Source organism: Lentzea sp. NPDC037011 (assembly GCF_055607425.1).
On record NZ_JBVJRT010000011.1, the window covers coordinates 264,060 to 284,881 of the forward strand.

The window sequence follows — 20,822 nt, forward strand, 5'->3', positions numbered from 1 at the left end:
TGCGTGGCAACGCGTGAGGCGTGGTTGGGAGCCAGCGGGCGCGTCGGAGACCGCGGGGTGCCGGGGGTGGCGGTGGTTGACGCGGGCGCTTGCGGAGCACGCGTTGGGCGTGGCCGGGGTGCGGCGGGCGGCCGAGGATGCGCGTGCCGGGGTGGCGGTGGTCGGCGCGGGCGCTTGCGGGGCACGCGGTGCGGGGCGTGGCCGGGGGAAGCGGGCGCGTCGAAGGGCCGGGGAGGTGGGCCGCGGGGCGGCGGGCGGCGCGCGAGGCGTGCGGGATCAAGGCACGGGGTGTGCGCGGCGGGCGCCGAGGGCGGGGTGAGGTGCGACCGGGGACCGGTGGCGGGCCGAAGTGCCGGCGGGCTGTGCGACGGCGGTTGGCGCGAGGGCGGTCGGCGGTCGGGAGAGGTGCGGTTTGTGGGGCGGTTGTGCGGTGGGCAAGGCCGGGTGGGGTGCTGGCGGGTCCACCCGGCCGGTGGCGGCGGGAAGCCGGCCACGAGGGGTGGGTCAGTGGACGAGGGGGGACCTCGTGCGGCGGTTGGCGAGGGCGGTGACGCCGGCGCCGGCCAGGCCGACCTGGAGAGCCAGCTCGATCCAGTCGATGCCCGCGGTGTCGGCGACGCCGAGGACGGTGGCCGCCGCGGTGCCCAGCAGAGCCGCCGCGATGCCGACGAGGATCGTCGTGAGCAGCGAGACGTGTTGCCTGCCGGGGACCACCAGGCGGCCGAGGCCGCCGATGAAGGCGCCGATGAGCAGGGCGCTGATCAGGCCGGTGATTTCCACGGTTACCCCCTGAAGACTCTGGTGCGTACTGCTCCAGGGTCCGCCGCCGCGGGGGTCCGCCGAATCAGGTCTTCCCCTGAGGCTGCCCTGACATTCCCCCTAGCAGTGCGGCGGCGGTGGAGGAGAGCTCGCGGCCGGGCACGTCCGGGTCGCAGCCCACGCGGGCCAGGCGGGCCCGGATGGCGGTCGAGGAGCGCTGCATCTCCTCGCCCAGTGCGCGGATGAGGACGGTGGCGTCGTCGGTGGACGGGGTGAGCCAGGCTGCGCGGAGGTCGGAGTCGAGGGAGTCGGTCCAGGGCTGGTTGGCGTTCGCGTGGCGGGCTGGGCGGCCGCGCAGGCGCGTGTGGGCGCCCAGGACGCGGGAGAGCAGCTTGCCGACGGCTGCCCCGCCCTCGGAGGGCAGCCTGAGGCGGCCGTCGGCCACCACCTCCCCCGAGGGGGCGGACCCCAGCAGGTCCAGGACCACGGACTCGTCCGCGTCCGTCGTGGCGCTCAGCCGGTACAGGACCTCACCGAGCTTCGTCTCGTTCTGGTAGGTGCTTGGCATGGGGTTGACGTTAGGGAGGGGGTCTGACGGTTTTCGGCCCCGGTTGCCCCGGGACGGCCCCGGGAAGGGGGAGTTCACTCGAACGGGTACGGGGTCAGCCCCGTGGCACTGCCTTCTGGCCCGTTCCCAGGTCCGCGGCGTCCGCCGCCGCTCGCCCGGCGCCCCACCCGGCGGCCGACCGCACCGTCACGCGCGAGGTCCGCGTCCGCGTGAACATCTCGTCGAACAACGTGTCCACGGCCTTCCTGCGGTTCGCCAGCACCGGCAGCAGCCGCTCGTCCGGCACCGGCTCGTCGGCGGTGTGCAGCCGCTCCGCGATCCGGGACGCGTAGGCGATCAGGAACGACTTGCGGAACGGCCGCGACCGCGCCTCGCTGCCCTTGGTCTCCTTCCCGCCGGCGGCCACCATCGCGCGCGTTGCCTGCACCAGCAACGACGTGGACAGCAGCTCCACGATCTCCAGGTCCACCTCGTCGCCCACGAGCGCGACGAACCCGAACCCGTCGTAGGCCACCGCACGCGCCCGCGATGCCTCCGCCACCACGTGCACGAGCTGCGACTTCTCCTTGAAGTACGCCTTGTCGAGCCACATCCGCCGCGACGTCGCGAGCTGCGGCAGGTCCGCGTCCAGCACCGCCCGTTCGAGCGCGTGCCGGTTCATCAGGTCCTGCGCCTTGGCCGACAGCGCCTCCGCCTCCTCCGGGAACGACGTCGACTCGGCCTTCGCCAGCAGCCCGCGCACCCGGTTGAGCACCTTCGGATCCACACCCGCGCGCACGAGACCGCTCAGCGCGTCACCGGGCAGCGGCAGGATCCGCGGCAGGGTCGGCAGCCGGTTCAGGAACGCGAGCAGCTCCGCGGCCGTGCGGGACGCGTAGGACGCCGTCTCGATGTGCCGTGCCGCCCACGCCTCCAGCAGCGGTCCCTCCCACCAGACCGCGGCGCCGATCTCGTCCAGCTGCCGTTGCCAGCGCGGGTGCACCGTGCTCGCGGCATGGGGCGAACAGGACGAAGCGATCACGTCCACCACGAGCGAGGTGGCCGACTCGTCGAGCGAACGCGACACGATCTCGCGAACGTCGTAGGGCAACCATCCCCGCTCCCACAGCGCGTCGACCGCTTTCACCAGTTCCACGCAGGGCAGTATGAGACGTCCGCCATGTGCACAGGCCGGGGCCCGCCTGGTAGACACGGGATGTGATCGAGCTCCAGTTCCGCGGCCGGACCGTCGTCCGCGACCACGCGCTGGTGATGGCGATCATCAACCGCACCCCGGACTCGTTCTACGACAGGGGCGCCACCTACGCCGAGGACGTCGCCATGGAGGCCGTCCACCGCGTGGTCGGCGAGGGCGCGGACATCGTCGACATCGGCGGGGTGAAGGCCGGTCCGGGCGACCTCGTCGACCCCGAAGAAGAAGTGCGCCGCGTCGTGCCGTTCATCGCCCGTGTGCGCGACGCGTACCCGGACCTCATCATCAGCAGCGACACGTGGCGCGCCGACGTCGGCCGGCTGGCCTGCGAGGCCGGTGCGGACCTGCTCAACGACACGTGGGCGGGCGCGGACCCGAGGCTGGCCGAGGTCGCGGCCGAGTACGGCGCCGGGTACGTCTGTTCGCACACCGGGGGCGTGAAGCCGCGGACGCGTCCGCATAGGGTGAGCTACCCGGACCTCGTGGCGGACGTCGTCGCGGAGACGACGGCGCACGCGGAGAAGGTGGTCGCCCTGGGCGTGCCGCGCAAGAGCGTGCTCATCGACCCCACGCACGACTTCGGCAAGAACACCTGGCACAGCCTCGCGCTGGTGCGGCACACGGACGAGCTGGTCGCCACCGGGTGGCCGGTGCTGATGGCGTTGTCCAACAAGGATTTCGTCGGGGAGACCCTCGGCGTTGAACTGCACGAGCGCGTCGAGGGCACCCTCGTCGCGACTGCGATCGCGGCGGTGGCGGGCGCCGCGGTGTTCCGCGCGCACGAAGTGGCGCGCACCAGACGAGTACTCGAGGCCGTCGCCCGGCTGCAGCAGGAGGTATGAGGTGGACGACGTCTTCGCCCGGTTCTCGGACGACCGGTGGGACGACTTCCTCGACGAGCTCGACAAGATCCGCGTCACGGCGGTGGACCCCGCGGAACGGCAGCAGGTCAAGGCCACCGCGCGCCGTGACGCACGGGAGGCGGCCGGTCAGCCGTTGCTCGTGCGGATGGCCATCGCGGACCACTACCTGAACCTGCTCGCCGTCGGCGTGTGGGCGGGCGACGAGAGCTGGCGCGCGGAGCTGCGTGACCTGGTCGTTTCTCTCGTGCCCGAGGACGACGAGACGCGCGACGACGGCCTGTTGAGCTCCGTCATCGCCGTGGTGCTCGCACAGCTGCTGCAGGACGCCCGTCTGCGCGGTGGTTCCGAGGCGGACGTCATCGCGCGCACGGCGTGGGAGAAGGCGCAGGAGTGGGCCGCCTACGCGGAGGACCGCCACGTCGAACGGCTGCTGCACCACTCGACGGAGGCCGGCGCACGCGTCGTGACCGCCACCGAGGTGCAGGAGGTCGTGGAACTGGCCACGGCCGCCGCCGACGACCAGCACGCGGAGACCATCGCGGCGCTGGAGGCCGAAGGGCTGTCCGCGGAGCTGATGAACGGCGTCTGGGTCGTGGACGGCGACTTCCGCAACCCGGTCCGCGCCGCCGCCCGCGCCATCACCCTCACGGGCTACGGGTGCGTGCTCGCGCGGAACATCCGCCAGTCGGCCGTGATGCTGTGGCACGAGAACACGCTCGCCATGGCGGACTCCAAGGTTCCGCGCTGGCGGGTCTACCCGATCCTCGCGCCGGTCACCCCGCAGTCGAAGTTCTCCGGCGGCGAGGGCCTGCCCTTCACCCGCGACACCCACCCGCTGGCACCCGCTCCAGAAGTCGTGCGCCGGTTGGCCGACGCCGTTGGTGTCAACCTGTCCCATCTGCTGGCTGCATTGCGGTGAAAGGGTGATCTTTGGCTTTCCGCAACCTTCAGTGGTTAATCTTGGTGCCATGCCCAGATTTGCCGAGTTCGATGTGGAAGGCCTGCGGAAATCCAGCGCCGTTGCGGACTTTCCCTGGTCAGAGACGTGGGTCACGCTGATCCGCGTCGACGCCAAGGGAGTTGTCCGGCAAGCCAGCTCGTTGTCGGAGAAAGTTTCTCTGCTGACCGTTGCGTCGGACAAGGACCTCGTCATCGCCTCCTGTCCGGAGATTTACGCGGTCGACGACCTGTCGGCCGCCCGAGCAGCCGTCAGGGCTTCGGTCGCACGCGAGATGTCGCCAAGCCTCGGATGAGGCACCACCCGCCACTCGGGCTCAGCGGCGAGCACGAGTTCCGGGAACCGCCGCAACACCACCTGGAAGCGCTCTCACCCCCAGGTCACGACTCGTCCGGTTGCAGGCTGTGGCCGTCCCACGTGAACCGCACCGTCGTCACCGCGTCGTCGCCGTCGGTGCCCGTGGTCAGCTGGTGGATCGCGATGCCGCTGAGCTCCTGGTAGTCGCACCACTCGTGGTCCGAGGTGAGGACCAGGTCGAGGTCGAACGCGACGAGCAGCTCCAGGAGTTGGCCCCGGTTCGTGGCGTCGACGCCGACGAAGACCTCGTCGAGCAGGATCAGGCGGGGTGCGGTCGGGGTGGCCTGGTAGTGGGCGGCAGCCGCGGCGAACAGCGGGAGGTGCAGGACGATGGCCTTCTCGCCGCCGGACAGGGCGCCGTGGACGCGTTTGGTGACGGGGATCCAGCCGTCGCCGCGGTCGACCTTCACCACGAACTGGTGCCAGGTCGTGTAGTCGAGGACCTGGGCTAGCTGTTGTTCCCAGCCTGTCGCGGTGCCGTGGGCGCGTGCCTCTTCTACGCGCTCGCGGAAGAACTGGTGCAGGGTCGCGCGTTCGTCGTCCCTGAGGCCGGAGGGGTCGCGGAGCAGGAGGTCGCGGGCCTCGTAGGTGCCGAGGGGGAGTTGCGGGTCCACCTGCCAGACGAGCTGCACGCGGATGTTCGACGCGGTCTGCACGCGCTCCAGGCGCTGGTTCATCGTGTCGACGAGGTCGATGGTGGAGCTGATGCGCTGGGCGAGGTGACGGCGGGTGTCGCCGGTGAGGAGCTGGTCGAAGAGGGCGTGCTCGCTGTCGGCGATGTGCGCGAGCATGCGGTCGCGGTCGGAGCGCAGGGTGGCCAGCAGGCCGGAGGCGCCGGTGCTCACGCCGTTCACGGTGGCGGTGAGCAGGGTGACGTCGTCGTCGGGTTCGAGGGAGAGGTCGACGCGGCCGGCGAGCTGGTGGCGTGCGTCGTGCACGGTGTTGTTGAGCTGGGCCTCGGCGTCGCGGATCAGGCGTTGTTCGAACGGGACGTCCGCCAGCTCCTCGACGAGCCCCGCGGCGTCCGATGTGGACACGAGGGCGTCGGCGGGCAGCCGGCTGCCGATCAGGTGGCCGAACCGGGTCCTCGCGGCGTCACGGGCTGTGGTGGCCTCGAAGGCGCGGGCGGTGTCGGCCTTGCGGCGTTCCTCCCACGTGCCGAGGACGCGCGCGAGCGAGGTCTGCTTGTGCCGCAACGCCTCCTGCGAGTCGAGCAGTGAACGGGCCTGCGCGCGCAACGTGACGAGCTGCTGGTCCAGCTCCTGGTACTCGGCGCCGGAGGAGCGTTCGACGGTCTCCAGGACGATCGCGAGCCCCTCGGCCTCCTGCTGCTGCGTCGCGGCGGAGTCGGAGGCCTCCTCCGCGAGCTCGGCGCTGGTGGCCGCGCGGGCCACGGCGTCGGCGGCCAGTGCTTCGGCGGCGGCCGCGTCGAGGCGGTCGTCCAGCCAGCGCTGGCCCGTGGTGCGGAACGTCGCGACCGCGGCCAGGACCGCGTCGAGCCCCTGCTCGGTCGTGGGCAGGTCGGTCGCCAGCGCGGTCACGGCGCGCAGGGCCTCGGTGACGGCGAGGTCGGCCTCCGCGCACCGGGTGGTCGCGGCGGCGACGGCGTCTTTCCGTGCGGCACAACGGAGCTGGGCGCGCGTGCGCTGCTCCTCGGCGAGCTCCAGGGGGTCGTGGCTGGGCTGGCGGGCGATCTCACCGGCCAGGGTCGCGCGGCGCACGGACAGCAGCGACAGGGCCGCGTCGAGGCCGGAGAGGTCGGTGGCGAGCTCCTCGATCGACGCGGTGAGCTCGGCGATGCGCCGGGAACGGCCCCGCTCCCGTGCAGCGGCACCGATGTAGGTGGGCTCCGGCTTGGTCCAGCGGCCGTGCGCCGCCGCGAGCCGCCACGAACCGTCGGCGCCGATCGCCGCCGTGTGACCGGTCGCGGTCTCGCCGAACGCGATGCCTTCGAGCAGCTGCCGGGCGCGGTTGTCCTCGCTGGTCAGCACGTCGAGCAGGGTGCGGCCGGGTGCGGGCGCGGCCAGCAGGGGCTCGGCGAAGCGGTCCTCGTCGCTCAGGCCGTACGAGTTGACCGGCGTGAGCCACGCGTCGAGCAGGCCGGACGCCTCCAGTGCCGCCTCGACGGACCCGCGCACCGGGGTGGGCACGTCCGGGTGGAACTCGACGAGACGCCACAGCGGGGTGCCCGCGGCCGTCATCCGGTGGTCGAGGTCGCGGGTGTAAGGCGCCGGAGGTGGCACGTCGACCTGGTTGGCCAGCTTCTCGCGGATGGCGTTGTACTGCGAGAGCTGCCGGTTCAGCGCGTTGCGGCTCTCGTGCAACGTCGCCTCGGCGCGTGCGAACTCCTCACGGGCCAGCGCGGCGGCCTCCACGACGGCGGAGGGCACGATCTCGGTGGGGTCGGCCAGCGTCAGCTCGGAGCAGCCGCGGGCCCACGTCGCGAACTCCTCCGCGAAGCGCGCAAACGCTTGCTCGTGCGCTTTCTGCGCCTGGATCTCCGCCTGCTCGGCCTGCGCCAGCTCGTCGCGGGTCTCCTCCAGCCGCTGCTGCGCCGCCTTCTGCACGTGCAGGGCCACCTCGTGCGCGAGGAGCACCCGCCGCACGTCGGCGACCTGCGCGGTCCTGGCGTCGACGGCCGCGTCGAGCAGTTGGCGTTGCACTCGCACGTCGGTGCCGCGGTCGAGCTCGCCGAACACCGACGGCATGCCCGCGCGTTCGGCGGCGTGCTCGGCCTCGGTGGCGGACTTGCGCAGGTGCTCGGCCCGGTCGGCGGCCGTGGACCTGGCCGCGGCCGCCCGTTCTGCGTCCTCGGTGGCACGGGCGCGCAGCTTCTCGGCGTGCGCGGCGGCAGCGGCGGCCCACGCGCTCGCGGTGTCGAGCTGACGGCGCAGCCGGTCGACCTGCTTGCCCTTCCGGTAGGCGGGCAGCTCGGTGATGCCGGTGATCTCGGCCTCGACCCCGCTCGCCTCCGCGATCAGGGCGGTGAGCTGCTCCGCGTTCTGCTCCACGTAGGAGACCTGCTGGTGGTAGCGCTGCTCGCTCTCCTCGGCGGCACGGGTGCGTTCGGCCAGCTCCGCCTCGGCGGACGTCAGAGCCGTGGCCGCCGCACGCAGCACGCGCTGGGCATAGGTGCGTTGACGTGCGGCGAGCACGTCGGCCGTGGCGATCTCCTCGTTGAGCCGCCGCAGCTCCTCGCGTTGCCCGTCGAGCAGCTCGAAGCCCTCGGCGATCTCCCCGAGCTCAGTGGTGTCCAGCGGCGGAAGTGCCCTGGACAGCAACGTCGACAGCACGCTCGGGTCGAGCCGCTCGGACAGCTTCGGCGTGCGCAGCTGCAACAGGGCCGTGATCAACGAGTCGTAGCGCTGCTCGCTCACACCGGGGAACAGCGTCGTGCGGACCGTGTCGCGGTACTCGGCCGGAGACGGGTGCACGGCGCCGTGCTCACCGATCGCGGTCGCGAGGTCGGAGCTGGTCAGCGGCCGTCCGGCCTCGTTGACCAGCGCCAGGTCGCCGACGCGCTGGTCGGTGGTGAAGTAGTGCGTGGTGACGTTGTTGGTGTTCGTGGTCGCCTGCAACCGCGCGCCACAGGTGAACCAGCGCTCGCCCTGCTGGAACTCCAGCCACACATAGCCCACGCGCGTGCTGCCGTGCACACCCTCGCCCATGAGGTTCCAGTGCATGGTGCGGTCCGCGCTGCCGAACGTCGACAGGCGGTGCGGGCGCAGGTTCGCGTCGAACAGGTACGGCAGCAGCAGTTCGAGCGCCTTCGACTTGCCGGTGCCGTTCGGGCCCCTGAGCAGCAGCCGGCCCTCGTGGAAGGTGAAGATCTCGTCGTAGTAGCGCCAGACGTTGATGATGCCGGCGCGGCTGGGTTGCCACCGGTCAGTCATGCAGCTCCTCGACCGCGTACCTGGCTGCCGCGGGCAGCCTGCTCACGTTGCCGTCCTCGACGCGGGCCAGCCCGAACGCCCGCAGCAGCGCGAGCCCGTCCTGCGCGAGCCGGGCGGCGCCGCCGTCCGAACGGTAGGCCTTGGCCCAGTTGGGGAACCGGGTCAGCAGCTCGTCGGTCTCCGCGACCAGGTCGTCCTCGGTCGCGTCGCCCCGGGCGAGCCGGTCGAGCAGGACCAGCGCGGCGACCTTGGCGTGGTCGTCGTCATCGGGGAACCGCGTGTCCGTCGCGATCGCGTCGGCGTCGACGACCAGGAAGCCCTCCGCACGCTCCTCCAGCGTGCACCCGGCGATGCCGACCGCGGTGTGCACGAGCTTGCGCCCGCTCGGCGAGGCCAGGAACGCACGTTGGTCCTCGGTGAGCTCGTCGCGGTACACGACCGGATCGTCGACCAGCCGCCGCAGCACCGAGTGCCGGGTCCAGGTCGTGCGCTGGACCGCCGAGCTGTCCTCGTAGCGGTTCTCCCGGGTCAGGCCCTCGATGCTATCCACCGTGGACGGTGCGACGGGCGCGGCGAGCAGCCGGGTGACGAGCGCGGCGTCCACCCGGTACAGCACCTTCGCGCCGGGCTGGTCGAGGAAGCTCTCCGCCTTGCCGTCGACAGGCCGTGCGGCACCGTGCTGTTCGAGGAACAGCAGCACGTCCACGAACGCCGACCGCTCGTCCCGGCGGGACGGGTCGAACACCGGCAACCCCTCCAGCGCGGTCGTCTGCCGCACGCGGTCGGCGAGCAGGCCGATCGTCGTCGCCGGACCGGCCAGCAACTCCGCGCACACCACGCACAGCAGCGTGTAGCGGCGGCGGTCGAACGGCGCCCGTCCCGACCGCGCACGCCGCGCCGGCCGGGTCGGGTCGGGCCGCTGCGTGGTCTTGGTCAGCCGGGCGTACCCGGCGCGCGGCTCGACGTGCAGCCGCCAGCCGCAGTAGTAGTCGAACCACTTCGTGATCGGCTCACGGCGGCGGCGCACCAGGTCGAAGCCGTCCGGTTCGAGCGCGGCGGTCAGCAACGGGCTCGCGAGCAGCATCCTGATGCCACGCGCCACCTCCTCGCTCTCCAACCGCGCGAGCTGGTTCCCGGTCCGGCTCATCGGCGCTGCACTTCGATCACGTAGTCCGGGCCGCTCAACGTACCCCTCTGCGTGGTGATCTTCGCCCACCCGCGTGCGTTGCGCAGCCTGATGTGCACCCGGCCGTCACTGGTGGAGGCCGCGCGGGTGCCCGTGCTGTCCGGCATCGCCCCGAGCGCCCTGCCGACCAGGTCGAGCAGCCGGTCGAACGTGTCGTGGTCGAGCTCCTGCAGGCTGGAGATCCGGATCGGCCCGTCGGTCTGCAGCTGCTGCCAGGCGAGCTCCAGCTGCTGCCGCTCCCGCTGCGCCTGCTCCTTGCGCGCCCGGCGGATCTGCTCGACGTCGCGGACCTTGCCGGTCGCGCCGATGTGCTCCTGCCGGCCGGACTTGCGCAGCTGCGGCGACACCGGCACCGCGGGCGTGTTGTGCCACGGCTCCGCGCTCGGGATCAGCTCGCCGTCCGCGTGCTGCAGGTGCGCGTGCCTGGCCGGCCACAACCCGAACGCCGCGTTGAACAGCGCGTGCGCCTCGTCGTCGTCGCTCGTGCGCGCGAACCAGCTCGCGAGCGCCCGGAAGTCGGCGGCGGTGTTGGTGGGTTTGCGGCGCTGCTCGCCGATCCGGTCGAGCTTGCCGAGGAAGTCGACGATGGCGGCGCGGACGACGTCCTCGAGCCGGTCGAGCCGCCGTGACCAGGCGGCGAGCTCCTCGACGCGTTCGTGCAGGTCATCACGGGTGAGCCCGGCGAGCGCACGGCGGATGCGGTCCTTGCGCGCGTCCAGGTCCTCGACGAACCCCTGCAGGTGGCCGACGGTGTCGGCGGTGGGCACGTGCTCCCCGCGCTGCAGCTCGCCGACGAAGAGCACGATGTCCGTGCGGAACGCGTCCAGGTGCGCTTCGAGCTCCCGGAGCGTCGCCTTCGTGCGCGTCTCGGCGGCGGCCAGCGCTTCGAGGCGGTCGGCGATGGCGTCGAGGTGGGAGGCGTCGAGCGCGCCACGGCTCGTGATCGTCCTCAGCGCTTCCCTGGTGGCGGCGACGGCGGCCTCGCCGTGGCGGGTCAGGACGTGGACGACGTTGTGGCGCTCGTACTCGGCCGCGGTCGTGAAGTGCGCGGCGTGCCGCTGGACCGTCTCCGTGAGCCCCCACCGCCCGAGGTTCCCGAGAGCGGTCTTCAGCTCCTCGTCACCGACCGGGCGGTGCGTCCTGCGCAGCTCCTCGTGGAGGTCGTCGGTGGTGAGAGCGGTCTCAAGGCGCTCGGCCGCCTCGCCGAACACGTGGAGGACCGCGGTGTGCAGCTCCGCGTTCGGCGCCGTGGTGAAGCGGAACAGGTCCGCGGGCACCGTCGGAAACGTCGTCACCTGCACCACCGTAGCGGGTGCGCCTACTTCTTCCGGGTGACATCGTGGGTCGTCAGCCCGTTGTCGGCGGAAGCGGCTGCCGGGGCAGACCGGGGTGCTCCAGGTCGCGGATGCGCGACAGGTCGTAGAGCGGCTTGGCGAGCAGGGCGACGCCGCCTGCCAGCAGGAGGACCAGCGCCGTCTTGGCGAACCGGTGCTCGAAAGGCTGGTCGGCCACCTCCCACGTGGTGCCGATGAGCGTCACGGGCTGCGGCCGGCCGACCTCGGTGAACTGCGAGTGGGCCATCGTCTGCGTGACCTTCTCGCCGGTGCTGGCGGTGATGTCGACGGTGCAGCGCCAGGTGGCGGACAGGTAGCGCCAGTCGCGGTCGCACGAGGTGGCGGTGCCGGTGCCCTCGACGGGACGGGGCCAGAAGTCGGCGCGGGCGGCGATGAACAGGCCGTGGGTGAAGTGGACGGCGGCGAGGGCCAGCAGTCCCGCGGCGACGTACCGGGGCGCATCCCGGCGGAGGCGGCGCACTTCCGCGCGGCGCGGCGGAGGACCGGTGCGGCTGTTCTGCCAGGCGATGCCGGAGCCGACGAGGCCGGCGGCGATGAGCACCACCGCACCCATGGTGGGCCACGGCGCGGGGGTGAACGAGGCGCGGGCCGGGACGTAGTGGCCGTGGTCGAGCCTTTGCACGGAGACGGACGTATCGGCGGGGGTGAGGAGCGAGGAGTCGCTGGTGTGCCGGTGCCGCACGCCGTTGTCGGTGACGATGGCGCTGCAGCTCCAGCGGGTGCCGAGCAACAGCCAGTTGCGGTCGCACTCGATGTGGTCGGCTTGGGCGACGGGGCTGCCCTTCGGGCCGTGGTCCTCCCAGAACAGGAAGAGGAAGGCGGCGGCGTAGGTGCAGAGGGCCAGCCAGACCAGGGCGAGCCAGCGTTGGTGGTGTCCTTTCACGACACCGGCTTCTTCTTGTCGCGGAACATGCGGAAGGTGATGAGGAGGGCGATGCCAGGGATGCCCATCAACTCCAAGATCCGCAGGACCTTGTCGGGTTCCACCCGCTCGGCAGGCGCTCAGGTGGGGGTGGGCCGGGAGGACCTCGAACTGGAGACGTCGCGGCGGGTCATGGGGACCTGGGTGCCGATGTCGGCGGCTGTGATCGCCGAGTTGTCGGTGCGGTAGGGGTGGCGTTCGCCGTCGTCGGCGACGATGGTCGCGGTGCAGGACCAGAGGAGGCCGAAAGCCCACCAGTTCCGCTTGCAGCTGACGTCCTCGGTGTGGCCCATGGCGGGGCCGCCAGAGCCGGGAGCTCCGTCGAAGAACAGGGTGGCGGCTTGGGCGGTGTAGAGGGCGACGACCCACAGGACGGCGGCGAGGGCGATTCGTTTGGTCATGAGAGGAATCTCTGGTTCAGCGCGTCGCGTCCGGGGGCGGTGTTCTCCAGGCGCCGGGCCATCTGGAGGTTGGTCAGCGGCTTGGCGACCACCGTGCCGACGAGGAGCAGGAGCACCGTGAACGCCTTGGCGAACCGGTTCTCGTAGGGCTGGCCGACGGCTTCCCAGGCGCCGTCCACCAGCGTCACCGGCTTTTGCTCACCGCGGTCACCGGGAGTGAACCAGGTGATCGACTCCGTGGTCCTGGCACCGGTCTTCGAGGTGACGTCGACGGTGCAGCGCCGAACCGCGCCGAGGTAGCGCCAGTCGCGGCCGCAGGACTGGACGACGCCGGTGCCGTCGGTGGGAAGGGCGACGATGCCGTTGTCGTCGATGTGCGAGGCGACGAAGACGCCGTGCACGAAGAACGCGCCGTAGAGCCCCAGCGCGCCGATAGCGAGGTTCTTCGGCCATTGCGCGCGGAGGCGGCGGGCTTCAGCGAGACGTGCCTCGCGGGTCTTCGGCCAGCCGAGGCGGTCACGTGGCCACAGCACGACGAGGCCGGCGATGCCGAGGGCGATGAAGGCCAGCGTGCCGACGAGGTTCCACGGCATCGGGGCGAACTCGGCCCGTGCGGTGGTGAAGGTCGGTGGCGACTTCTTCGAGGTGAACTTCTCCATCGCGACCTCGGTGCCGATGTCCGCCGGGGTCAGCAGGGACGAGTCGCTGGTGAAGCGGTACTGCGCGCCGTCCGCGTCGGTCACGGTCGCCGAGCAGCTCCAGCGGGTGCCGAGCAGGAACCAGTTGCGGGAGCACTGGATGTCGTCCGCTGTTGCGACCGCTTTGCCCTCGTCGCTCGCGTCAGCCCAGTAGCTGCCGAGGAACGCCGCGCCGTAAAGGCAGAAGACGAGCCACGCGAGGGCGAAGCTGCGTTTGCGGTACTTCGTCACCTGCGGTCCTTCTCATCCCACTTCTGCTTGTCGTCGGCGACGAACATGTTGTTGTGCTCCTTCATGCCTTCCTTGGTGGGAGCGATCAGGTCGCCCCAGTTCGGCATGAGGTGGCTGATGTCGCGGCTCGAAACGGCGCGGACCCAGTTCTGGCCGTCGAGCAGGCCCTTGCTGAGCGGTGCGTCGATGCGGTCACCCGCGTTCTGCACCGCTGTCCGCGGGTCGGGCAGGTCGTCACGGCGTGTGCTCAGGGGTGGCTGGTTCATTCGCTCGTAGTAGTCCTTGATCGCCTGCTTGCGGCTGGGACCGTTCTCCTTCACGCGGGCTGCCCAGTCGTCGACCTTCTGGCTGGTGCGCTGCGCCCAGTCGTCCACCCTGGTCATGGCGTTGTCGGCGGACTCGCGAATCCGGGTGCCGGCGTCGGTCAGGTTGTCGCCGAGCTCGTCGAGGCCGTCGGCGCGGGAGGTCCGCGTCGCGGCGTCGTGCGCGAGTTCCCCGGCGCGTTGGTTGCCAAAGGGCGAGTTCGGCATCGACTTGCCGAGGGCGGCCAGCTCGTCGGCCTTCTTGCGCATGACGTCGCCGGCGGCCTTGGCGAGTCCGCCGAGCTTGTCGAGCGCCTTGAACAGCTTCGTCAGGAACTTCATGATCTTGGTGCCGATGGAGATCGCCTTCGTCACCGCGCGGGTGATGAAGGCGGCGACCGAGGCGCCCGCGGTGGGAACGGCTGCCGCGGCGGCGGGAATGCCCCAGGCCAGGAGGGTGCCGGCGAGCTCGGCGATCAGGTCGCGGACCAGGGTCCTCGTCGCGGCCACGCAGACGCCCGCGACCTTGATCTTGTTCGCCACCGCCGCTGCCGCTTCGGACGTCTGGTGGAGGCTGCCGATGAGCACGGAGCAGCGCATCCGGTAGGTGTCCGCGGCGGGACCGGTCCAGCCACTGAGGGAGGAGAGCTGGGTCTGGTACCCGTCCCTCTCCTCGCCGAGGCGCTTGGCGATGTTCTCCCAGGTGGTCGCGGCGGCCTCGATGGCGGGTGGGTCACCTGCCAGCTTGTCGAACGGCTCGCGGACGAAGTCGACGTTCTCGATGATCCAGCCGACGACCGACGCGGCCAGGGTGCCCAGCGGGTCGGCCATGAGGCCGGCCACGTCCATCACGGCCGCGGCGGCGTCGATGCCGAGTGCCGTCGGGTCCAGGCCCTTCCCCTCCTGGAACGGCAGGACGACGTCGCGCGCCACGTCCTCGAGGGAGTCGAACGGGCCTGCCCCGGTGAGCCCCTTCGTGTCGTCCTGGACCTTCGCGATCAGCGGTTCGCTCACTGGTGCAGCCCTTCCAACGAGCCTGCGTTGCCGGTGTCGGTGTTCTGGTAGAGCTCCGCGGTCTTGCCGAGCTGGTCGCCGGTCGCCTCCACGACGGCGGGCAGCAGGCCGACCAGCTGCTTCGCCTTGTCCAGCTCGTCGTTGAAGATGAACGCGTAGGCCTGGCAGAGCTCGCCCATCACGTTCGGGCCGAGACTGGTCTGGGAGGCCGTCACGACCTCCTGCAGCGACGGCGCGACGGCGTTGACCAACTGCTTGCCGTGCGCGGCGATCGCATCGGACCGGGCGGCGAATCCTCCGGTCATCGCAGCACCGAGTTCCCGCCGAAGTCGTCGTCGTCGCCCTGCGGCGGGGCAGGGCGGCCGGGTGGTTCGGAGACGGTGCCCGCCGGGTCGATCACGGCGATGCCCCGGTCGATCTGTTCGCGCAGGAAGGCCATGCCCTCGCCGTCGCCGAGGACGGGCTGGAGGGTGGTCTCGATCTTGCGGGCGGCTTCGACCTGGGCGCGGCGGATGGTGTCCATGATGGTGCGGGCCAGGGTGGTGTGGCCGAGGTCGTCGGCGCGCGGGGTGAGGTGCAGGGACTCGATGCGGCCACCGGAGCCGACGGTGACGGCGACCGAGCCGTCGGGGCTGTGGGCTTCGGTGCGGGAGTCGCGGAACGCGGTCTGGATCGCGGTGGCCTGTTCCTGGGCCTGGGCGAGGCGCTGTTCGAAGGACGCGAGGTACTCGTACGGGTCGGTCACGGTTCGGATGTTCTCATTCCTCACGACTCTCCGCGCACGGTTCGGCACAATGCGTGCATGTTCATGCCGCTGGTGACGAGGGAGATGCGGGAACGGGCGCGGCTCGTGCCCAACAACTGGTTGCACGTGGTGGATCCCGCGTACGACCGGGTCGTGGCCGAGGCGGTGGTCGGGCGCTACCTCGTCGACGAACGCGGGGAGATCACCGGGCAGTACGTGCCGAACCCGCGGTACCGGGCGAAGGAGCTGGTCTTCGACAACGACCTGGAGTCGTTGATGTACCTCGTGCAGCACGGGCGGGCGGAGAAGCGGGAGCTGGTCGACGCGGTGCTGGCCGCCGAGCTGGTGCTGCCCGCGGACCCGGCGCGCAGGGCGCGGGAGCACGTGGTGATGCGCGGAACGTCATCGACGCGTTCGCGTCGGAGAAGGCGGTGCCGCCGGACTGGCCGCCGCACTGGCAGCGGTTCAGCGGGGTCGAGCTGGCGGTGGTCGCCGACGCGGTCGCGGAACCGGTCGTGGTGGTGATCGGCGCGCAGGGCGGGGTGCGGTTCGAGGTTCCGGGGGACGTGCTGGTCGACGGGCTGCGCGCGGTGATCACGATGTGGTGAACCAGGGGGCGCCGGGGAGCAACAACGGCGTGCTGTTGCGCCGATCGGGCTAACCTCCGGCCGTGCGGACGAGGCTGAACCCGGTGCAGCAGGCGGTGGTGGCCGCCGGACGGCCGTTGCCGCAGCTCACGGACCCGTTGGAGGTCGAGCTGCGGGTCAGTGCCGCGGTGGGGGCGGTGGCGCACGACGAGCAGTTCTGGGAGGTCGTCGTCCGGCACCTGGCCGACCTGCCCAGCCGGCGCAGCGGGGCGTTGCTCACGGCGCTGGGGCACCTGGTGCCGGGACGGGTCGGGGCGTGGGCGCGGGAGGCGGCGCGGGAGCAGGAACGGCCGCCGTGGGACCTCGGGCGGCTCGTGTTCGGGGAGTGCTGGATCGGGGACCGCTCGATCGACGCGGGCTATCTCGCACTGATGTGCACCTATGCCTATGACGACGAGCCGCACGCCATGGTTTTCATGATCGACGAAATCAGCGGGAGCCTCACGCGGCACGCGTTCCTGACGCGGCAGGTGCAGGAGACGCTGGCGCGGGTGGAGGAGCAGGTGCGGCTCCAGGCGATTCCACCGGAAGCGGCGCACTGGCTGCTTTCCCGCAGCTACGACCGGTTCGAACGGCGGCCGGGGCTCGCGGTGAGCGCGGACGTGCACCACACGCGGCTGGTGGCGCGCAGGCGCATCGGGCTCGCCATGAATTAGGGCTGTGCGGATCGCAACGTGATGGTTCGGCCGACTGTGCAGATTGTCTGTAGCTCGATCGTGACTCCGCCATTACTGTCCGAGTTGTCGATCACAGGGCGGAGGGACGATCATGGCCGCTCTTCTCGGACATGACGACCAGACCCTCACCCGTGTCCCTGACCAGGCACGGCACCCGTGGTTGTCGGTCGCGACCCAGCGCTTCGGGCAGACTTCCGCGCTGAGCCAGTTGCTGCTGGGCGCGACCCTCGGGTTCGGCATGGAGTTCTGGGACGCGTTCCTCGCGCTGACGATCGGCGCCGTGCTGCTCAACGTCCTCGCGATCGCGGTCGGCGTGATCGGGCAACGCGAAGGGCTTCCCACGGCGGTCCTCAGCCGCTGGACCGGGTTCGGGCACGCCGGGTCGGCCGTGCTCGGGCTGGTCGTCGCACTCGCCGCCACCGGGTGGTTCGGGGTGCAGACGGGGCTCGCCGGGGTGGCGCTCGCCGGGGTCGCGGGACTGCCGGCGCCGGTGTGGTCGTTGGTGTTCGGGCTGGCGGTCACCGTCATCGCCGCTTTCGGCGTGCGGTGGAGGGCGTGGACGGCCTACCTGACCGTGCCCGCCTATCTCCTCCTCGTCTTCTGGGTCGTGCACGCGAACGTCGCCGACGTCCCCGCGGCGGTGGCGGCACCGGCGCCGGGACCGGGGATCGGCCTGCCGACCGCGGTCACGCTGGTCGTCGGCAGCTTCGTCCTCGGTGCCGCGATCGCGCCGGACACCACCAGGTTCAACCGGTCCACGGCGGACGTGGTGAAGCAGACCGTCCTCGGCGTCACGGCCGGGCAGTGGGTCGCCGGGTGCGCGGGCGTGCTCCTCGCGCACGGGCTCGGCACCACCGACGTCATGGGCGCGGTCAGCCGGTCGGGCGGCTGGGTCGGCGTGCTGGTCGTCGTCGCGGTGGTGCTGAAGGTCAACGACTGGAACCTCCGCTCCGCCTCGCTCGGGCTCGGCAACTTCTTCGACGCGGTGTTCGACCGGCGGATCAGCCGGGCGCAGGTGACCGTCGTGGCCGGCTGCGCGGGCAGCTTCCTGGCCGCAGCGGGAATCCTGCACCAGTTCACGCACTTCCTGGTGCTGCTCGGCGTGGTGTTCCCGCCGGTCGCCGGGATCATGATCGCCGAGTACTACGTGGTGCGGCGGTGGCGCAACGAGATCATCTCCACCCGGCCGCGCGTGCCCAGGTCGGCGCCGTCGTGGGTGCCCGCGACCGTGGTCATCTGGCCCGCCTCCGCCGTCGTCGGCGAGCTCGTCCCGTTCGGCCAGCCCAGTGTGAACGCGCTCCTGCTCGCGTTCGCGCTCTACGTCTCAGCTGGCCGGTTGGACCTGCTGCGCATGCGGTGCAGGCGTGCCACGAACCGTAGGGTGGCCGGGGAAGCGACCGCTGTCTGAGGGGTTCGTACATGCACATCGGTATCGACGTCGGCGGCACGAACACCGATGCCGTTCTCGTTGACGGACGCCGCGTCCTGGCCGAGTGCAAGAGAACCACGACCGCCGACGTCACCACCGGCATCGTCGCCGCGGTCGGCGGGCTGCGGTCGGCGTGCGCGTTCGAACCCGCGGCCGTGCGGGCGGTCATGATCGGCACCACGCACTTCGTCAACGCCGTCGTCGAGGGCAGGGGCCTCGCGCAGACCGCGGCCGTGCGGCTCGGACTTCCCGCCACGAAAGCACTTCCGCCGTTCGTCGACTGGCCGGACCGGCTGCGGCGGGTGATCGGCGGGCACGCCTACCTGTGCCACGGCGGGTACGAGTACGACGGCCGGCTGATCTCGCCGCTCGACCACGACGAGCTGCGCGCGGTGGCCGCCGACATCGCCGCGAAGGGCGTGCGGTCGGTCGCGATCTCCTCGGTGTTCTCGCTCGTCGACGGCGACCTCGAACGCCAGGCGGCGGAGGTCCTCACCGCCGAGGTGCCGGACCTGGTGGTCAGCTTCTCCCACGAGCTCGGCCGGCTCGGCCTGCTGGAGCGGGAGAACGCGACGATCATCAACGCCGCGCTGCGCGAGCTCGCCGCGCAGATCGCCGACGGGCTCGTGGAGTCGTTGGCGGCACAGGGCATCGACGCGCCGCTCTTCCTCAGCCAGAACGACGGCACGCTGATGGACCTGGAGCACGCACGCTGCTACCCGGTCGCCACCTTCTCCTCCGGGCCGACGAACTCGATGCGCGGCGGCGCGTTCCTGTCCGGGCTGGACGAGTGCGTGGTGGTCGACGTCGGCGGTACCACGACCGACGTCGGCGTGCTGCACAACGGTTTCCCGCGCGAGGCCTCCTCCCAGGTGCAGATCAGCGGGGTGCGCACGAACTTCCGGATGCCCGACGTGCTGTCGGTCGGCCTCGGCGGCGGCAGCGTCGTGCGGGAACGCGACGGCGTCCTCGTCGGACCGGACAGCGTCGGATTCCGGTTGGCGCAGAAGGCCCTGGTGTTCGGCGGGGACACGCTGACGGCCACGGACGTCGCCGTCGCCGCCGGGCGCGCGGACATCGGCGACGCCTCGCTCGTGCGCCACCTGGACCGCTCGCTGGTGACCGCGGTGCTCGGCCACGCCGGCGAGCGCATCACCGGGCTGGTCGACCGGATGCGCGCGAGCCCGACGCCGGTGCCGGTCGTGCTGGTCGGGGGCGGCAGCGTCCTGGTGCCGGAAGAGCTCGCCGGTGTCAGCGAGCTCGTCCGGCCGGAGCACCACGGGTTCGCCAACGCCATCGGCGCGGCGATCGCGCAGGTCGGCGGCGAGGTGGACCGCGTGTTCACGATCGACCCGGCACGGCGCGGCGACGTGCTCGACGCGGCCAGGCAGGAGGCCGTGGACAAGGCGGTGGCCGCGGGCGCGAAGGCGGACACCGTGCGGATCGTGGAGGTCGAGGAGATCCCGTTGGCCTACCTGCCGGGCAACGCGAGCAGAGTGCGCGCGCGGGCCGTGGGCGATCTCGTGCTGGAGGGCCTGCCGAGGAGGGCCCGTGCGTGAGATCGGAGTCGAGGAGCTGCGGTACCTCGCCCGTGGCGCGGCGATCCTGGGCGCGGGCGGCGGTGGCGACCCCTACATCGGGCGGCTCGTGGCGGAACAGGCGCTGCGGGAGCACGGGCCGGTGCTCGCGGTCGAGCCGCACGAGGTGCCCGACGACGCGCTGGTGGCCGGCATCGGCATGATCGGCGCCCCGACCGTGATGGTCGAGAAGCTGCCCTCCGGCACCGAGGCGGTGACGGCTTTCCGGACCCTGCAACGGGAGCTGGGCCGCCCGATCACGCACGTGCTGCCGATCGAGGTCGGCGGGATGAACTCGCTGGCGCCGTTCCCGGTCGCCGCCGCGCTCGGGCTGCCGGTGCTGGACGCGGACTGCATGGGCCGCGCGTTCCCGATGGTGCAGATGGTGGTGTGCACGCTCGACGGCGTGCCGGCCAAGCCGCTCGCGGTCGCGGACGAGAAGGGCAACTCGGTCGTCCTCGACGTGCTCGACAACCACTGGGCGGAACGGCTCGCGCGCTCGGCGGCGGTCAGGATGGGCTGCACGGCGGTCCTGTGCAGCTTCCCGATGTCCGGTGCGCAGGCCCGCGGCACCGTCATCCCGCGCACGCTGACCCGCGCGGCCCGGCTCGGGCGGCTCGTCGAGCAGGCGCGGCGCGACCACGCCGACCCGTGCGCGGCCGTGGCGGACCACCTCGGCGGGCGGGTGCTGTTCACCGGCAAGGTGGCCGGCGTGCTGCGGGAGAACGACCCCGGCTTCGCCAGGGGCGAGGCGCTGCTGGAGGGGTCCGGCGCGCACGACGGGTCGCGCTGCCGCCTCGCGTTCCAGAACGAGCACCTCGTGGCCACCCTCGACGACGTGGTGGTGGCGTCCGTGCCCGACCTGATCTGCGTGCTGGAGGCCGACGGCGAACCGGTCCCCGGCGAGCGGCTGCGGTACGGGCAGCGCGTGGTCGTCGTGGGAGCGCCGTGCCACCCGCGCTGGCGGACGCCGGAGGGGCTTGCGCTGGTGGGCCCGTCGGCGTTCGGCTACCCGCACGGGTACGAGCCGCTCGGACCGGCCTGACCG

Annotated in this window: 20 protein-coding genes; 8 read left to right on the forward strand and 12 right to left on the reverse strand. The window is 71.8% G+C overall.

Annotated features, from left to right (window positions below):
* Positions 1-504: 504 nt before the first annotated feature.
* The 3 genes from ACZ7CH_RS31660 to ACZ7CH_RS31670 all read right to left on the reverse strand — a co-directional run bounded on the left by ACZ7CH_RS31660 (position 505) and on the right by ACZ7CH_RS31670 (position 2,462).
* Positions 505-780 carry a GlsB/YeaQ/YmgE family stress response membrane protein gene (locus ACZ7CH_RS31660; protein ID WP_470375609.1) on the reverse strand — a complete coding sequence of 92 codons (276 nt, stop codon included), beginning with the start codon at positions 778-780 and terminating at the stop codon, positions 505-507.
* A gap of 64 nt (positions 781-844) precedes the next feature.
* Complete coding sequence (locus ACZ7CH_RS31665) at positions 845-1,327, reverse strand: hypothetical protein (RefSeq protein WP_470371314.1); 483 nt, start codon at positions 1,325-1,327, stop codon at positions 845-847.
* A gap of 94 nt (positions 1,328-1,421) precedes the next feature.
* Positions 1,422-2,462 carry a DUF2786 domain-containing protein gene (locus ACZ7CH_RS31670; protein WP_470375610.1) on the reverse strand — a complete coding sequence of 347 codons (1,041 nt, stop codon included), beginning with the start codon at positions 2,460-2,462 and terminating at the stop codon, positions 1,422-1,424.
* Between the two features lie 62 nt (positions 2,463-2,524).
* Between ACZ7CH_RS31670 and folP the strand changes: the two genes are divergently transcribed.
* From folP to ACZ7CH_RS31685, 3 genes are read left to right on the forward strand one after another with little or no spacing between them, the layout of a single operon-like run.
* Complete coding sequence (gene folP / locus ACZ7CH_RS31675; RefSeq protein WP_360400646.1) at positions 2,525-3,361, forward strand: dihydropteroate synthase; 837 nt, start codon at positions 2,525-2,527, stop codon at positions 3,359-3,361.
* A 1-nt stretch (position 3,362) separates the two neighbouring features.
* On the forward strand, positions 3,363-4,301 hold the full coding sequence (locus ACZ7CH_RS31680) for a hypothetical protein (protein WP_360400649.1): 939 nt from the start codon (positions 3,363-3,365) through the stop codon (positions 4,299-4,301).
* A 49-nt stretch (positions 4,302-4,350) separates the two neighbouring features.
* Positions 4,351-4,635 (forward strand): hypothetical protein, encoded by a 285-nt coding sequence (locus ACZ7CH_RS31685; protein WP_360400652.1) that lies wholly within the window; start codon positions 4,351-4,353, stop codon positions 4,633-4,635.
* Positions 4,636-4,720: 85 nt separating this feature from the next.
* On the opposite strand, the gene ACZ7CH_RS31690 is transcribed toward ACZ7CH_RS31685, so the two are convergent.
* From ACZ7CH_RS31690 to ACZ7CH_RS31730, 9 genes are all read right to left on the reverse strand, one after another.
* Complete coding sequence (locus ACZ7CH_RS31690; RefSeq protein WP_470375611.1) at positions 4,721-8,590, reverse strand: TIGR02680 family protein; 3,870 nt, start codon at positions 8,588-8,590, stop codon at positions 4,721-4,723.
* Positions 8,583-9,737 carry a TIGR02678 family protein gene (locus tag ACZ7CH_RS31695; protein WP_470375612.1) on the reverse strand — a complete coding sequence of 385 codons (1,155 nt, stop codon included), beginning with the start codon at positions 9,735-9,737 and terminating at the stop codon, positions 8,583-8,585. Before ACZ7CH_RS31695 ends, ACZ7CH_RS31690 begins: the two co-directional genes overlap by 8 nt.
* Entirely contained in the window at positions 9,734-11,071 is a 1,338-nt protein-coding gene (locus tag ACZ7CH_RS31700; protein ID WP_470375613.1) for a TIGR02677 family protein, read from the reverse strand. Before ACZ7CH_RS31700 ends, ACZ7CH_RS31695 begins: the two co-directional genes overlap by 4 nt.
* A gap of 52 nt (positions 11,072-11,123) precedes the next feature.
* Entirely contained in the window at positions 11,124-12,014 is an 891-nt protein-coding gene (locus tag ACZ7CH_RS31705; protein WP_470375614.1) for a hypothetical protein, read from the reverse strand.
* Between the two features lie 119 nt (positions 12,015-12,133).
* Positions 12,134-12,454, reverse strand: coding sequence for a DUF6346 domain-containing protein (locus tag ACZ7CH_RS31710; RefSeq protein ID WP_470375615.1), 321 nt, complete (start codon positions 12,452-12,454; stop codon positions 12,134-12,136).
* Entirely contained in the window at positions 12,451-13,383 is a 933-nt protein-coding gene (locus ACZ7CH_RS31715; protein WP_470375616.1) for a DUF6346 domain-containing protein, read from the reverse strand. The genes ACZ7CH_RS31710 and ACZ7CH_RS31715 overlap by 4 nt, the downstream gene beginning before the upstream one ends.
* Positions 13,380-14,699 (reverse strand): WXG100 family type VII secretion target, encoded by a 1,320-nt coding sequence (locus ACZ7CH_RS31720; protein ID WP_470375617.1) that lies wholly within the window; start codon positions 14,697-14,699, stop codon positions 13,380-13,382. Before ACZ7CH_RS31720 ends, ACZ7CH_RS31715 begins: the two co-directional genes overlap by 4 nt.
* Positions 14,696-15,004, reverse strand: a complete 309-nt coding sequence (locus tag ACZ7CH_RS31725; RefSeq protein WP_360400676.1) for a type VII secretion target — start codon at positions 15,002-15,004, stop codon at positions 14,696-14,698. The genes ACZ7CH_RS31720 and ACZ7CH_RS31725 overlap by 4 nt, the downstream gene beginning before the upstream one ends.
* Complete coding sequence (locus tag ACZ7CH_RS31730) at positions 15,001-15,444, reverse strand: YbaB/EbfC family nucleoid-associated protein (protein ID WP_360400679.1); 444 nt, start codon at positions 15,442-15,444, stop codon at positions 15,001-15,003. The genes ACZ7CH_RS31725 and ACZ7CH_RS31730 overlap by 4 nt, the downstream gene beginning before the upstream one ends.
* 57 nt (positions 15,445-15,501) lie before the next feature.
* Between ACZ7CH_RS31730 and ACZ7CH_RS31735 the strand changes: the two genes are divergently transcribed.
* The 5 genes from ACZ7CH_RS31735 (at position 15,502) to ACZ7CH_RS31755 (ending at position 20,819) form a co-directional block, all read left to right on the forward strand.
* Positions 15,502-15,969 (forward strand): hypothetical protein, encoded by a 468-nt coding sequence (locus tag ACZ7CH_RS31735; protein ID WP_470375618.1) that lies wholly within the window; start codon positions 15,502-15,504, stop codon positions 15,967-15,969.
* Between the two features lie 145 nt (positions 15,970-16,114).
* Positions 16,115-16,747 carry a hypothetical protein gene (locus ACZ7CH_RS31740; protein ID WP_360400685.1) on the forward strand — a complete coding sequence of 211 codons (633 nt, stop codon included), beginning with the start codon at positions 16,115-16,117 and terminating at the stop codon, positions 16,745-16,747.
* A gap of 112 nt (positions 16,748-16,859) precedes the next feature.
* Positions 16,860-18,176, forward strand: a complete 1,317-nt coding sequence (locus tag ACZ7CH_RS31745; RefSeq protein WP_360400688.1) for a purine-cytosine permease family protein — start codon at positions 16,860-16,862, stop codon at positions 18,174-18,176.
* A gap of 11 nt (positions 18,177-18,187) precedes the next feature.
* A complete protein-coding gene (locus ACZ7CH_RS31750) occupies positions 18,188-19,756 on the forward strand; it encodes a hydantoinase/oxoprolinase N-terminal domain-containing protein (RefSeq protein WP_470375619.1) in 1,569 nt (522 codons plus the stop codon).
* Positions 19,749-20,819, forward strand: a complete 1,071-nt coding sequence (locus ACZ7CH_RS31755) for a DUF917 domain-containing protein (protein WP_470371303.1) — start codon at positions 19,749-19,751, stop codon at positions 20,817-20,819. Before ACZ7CH_RS31750 ends, ACZ7CH_RS31755 begins: the two co-directional genes overlap by 8 nt.
* Positions 20,820-20,822: the final 3 nt, after the last annotated feature.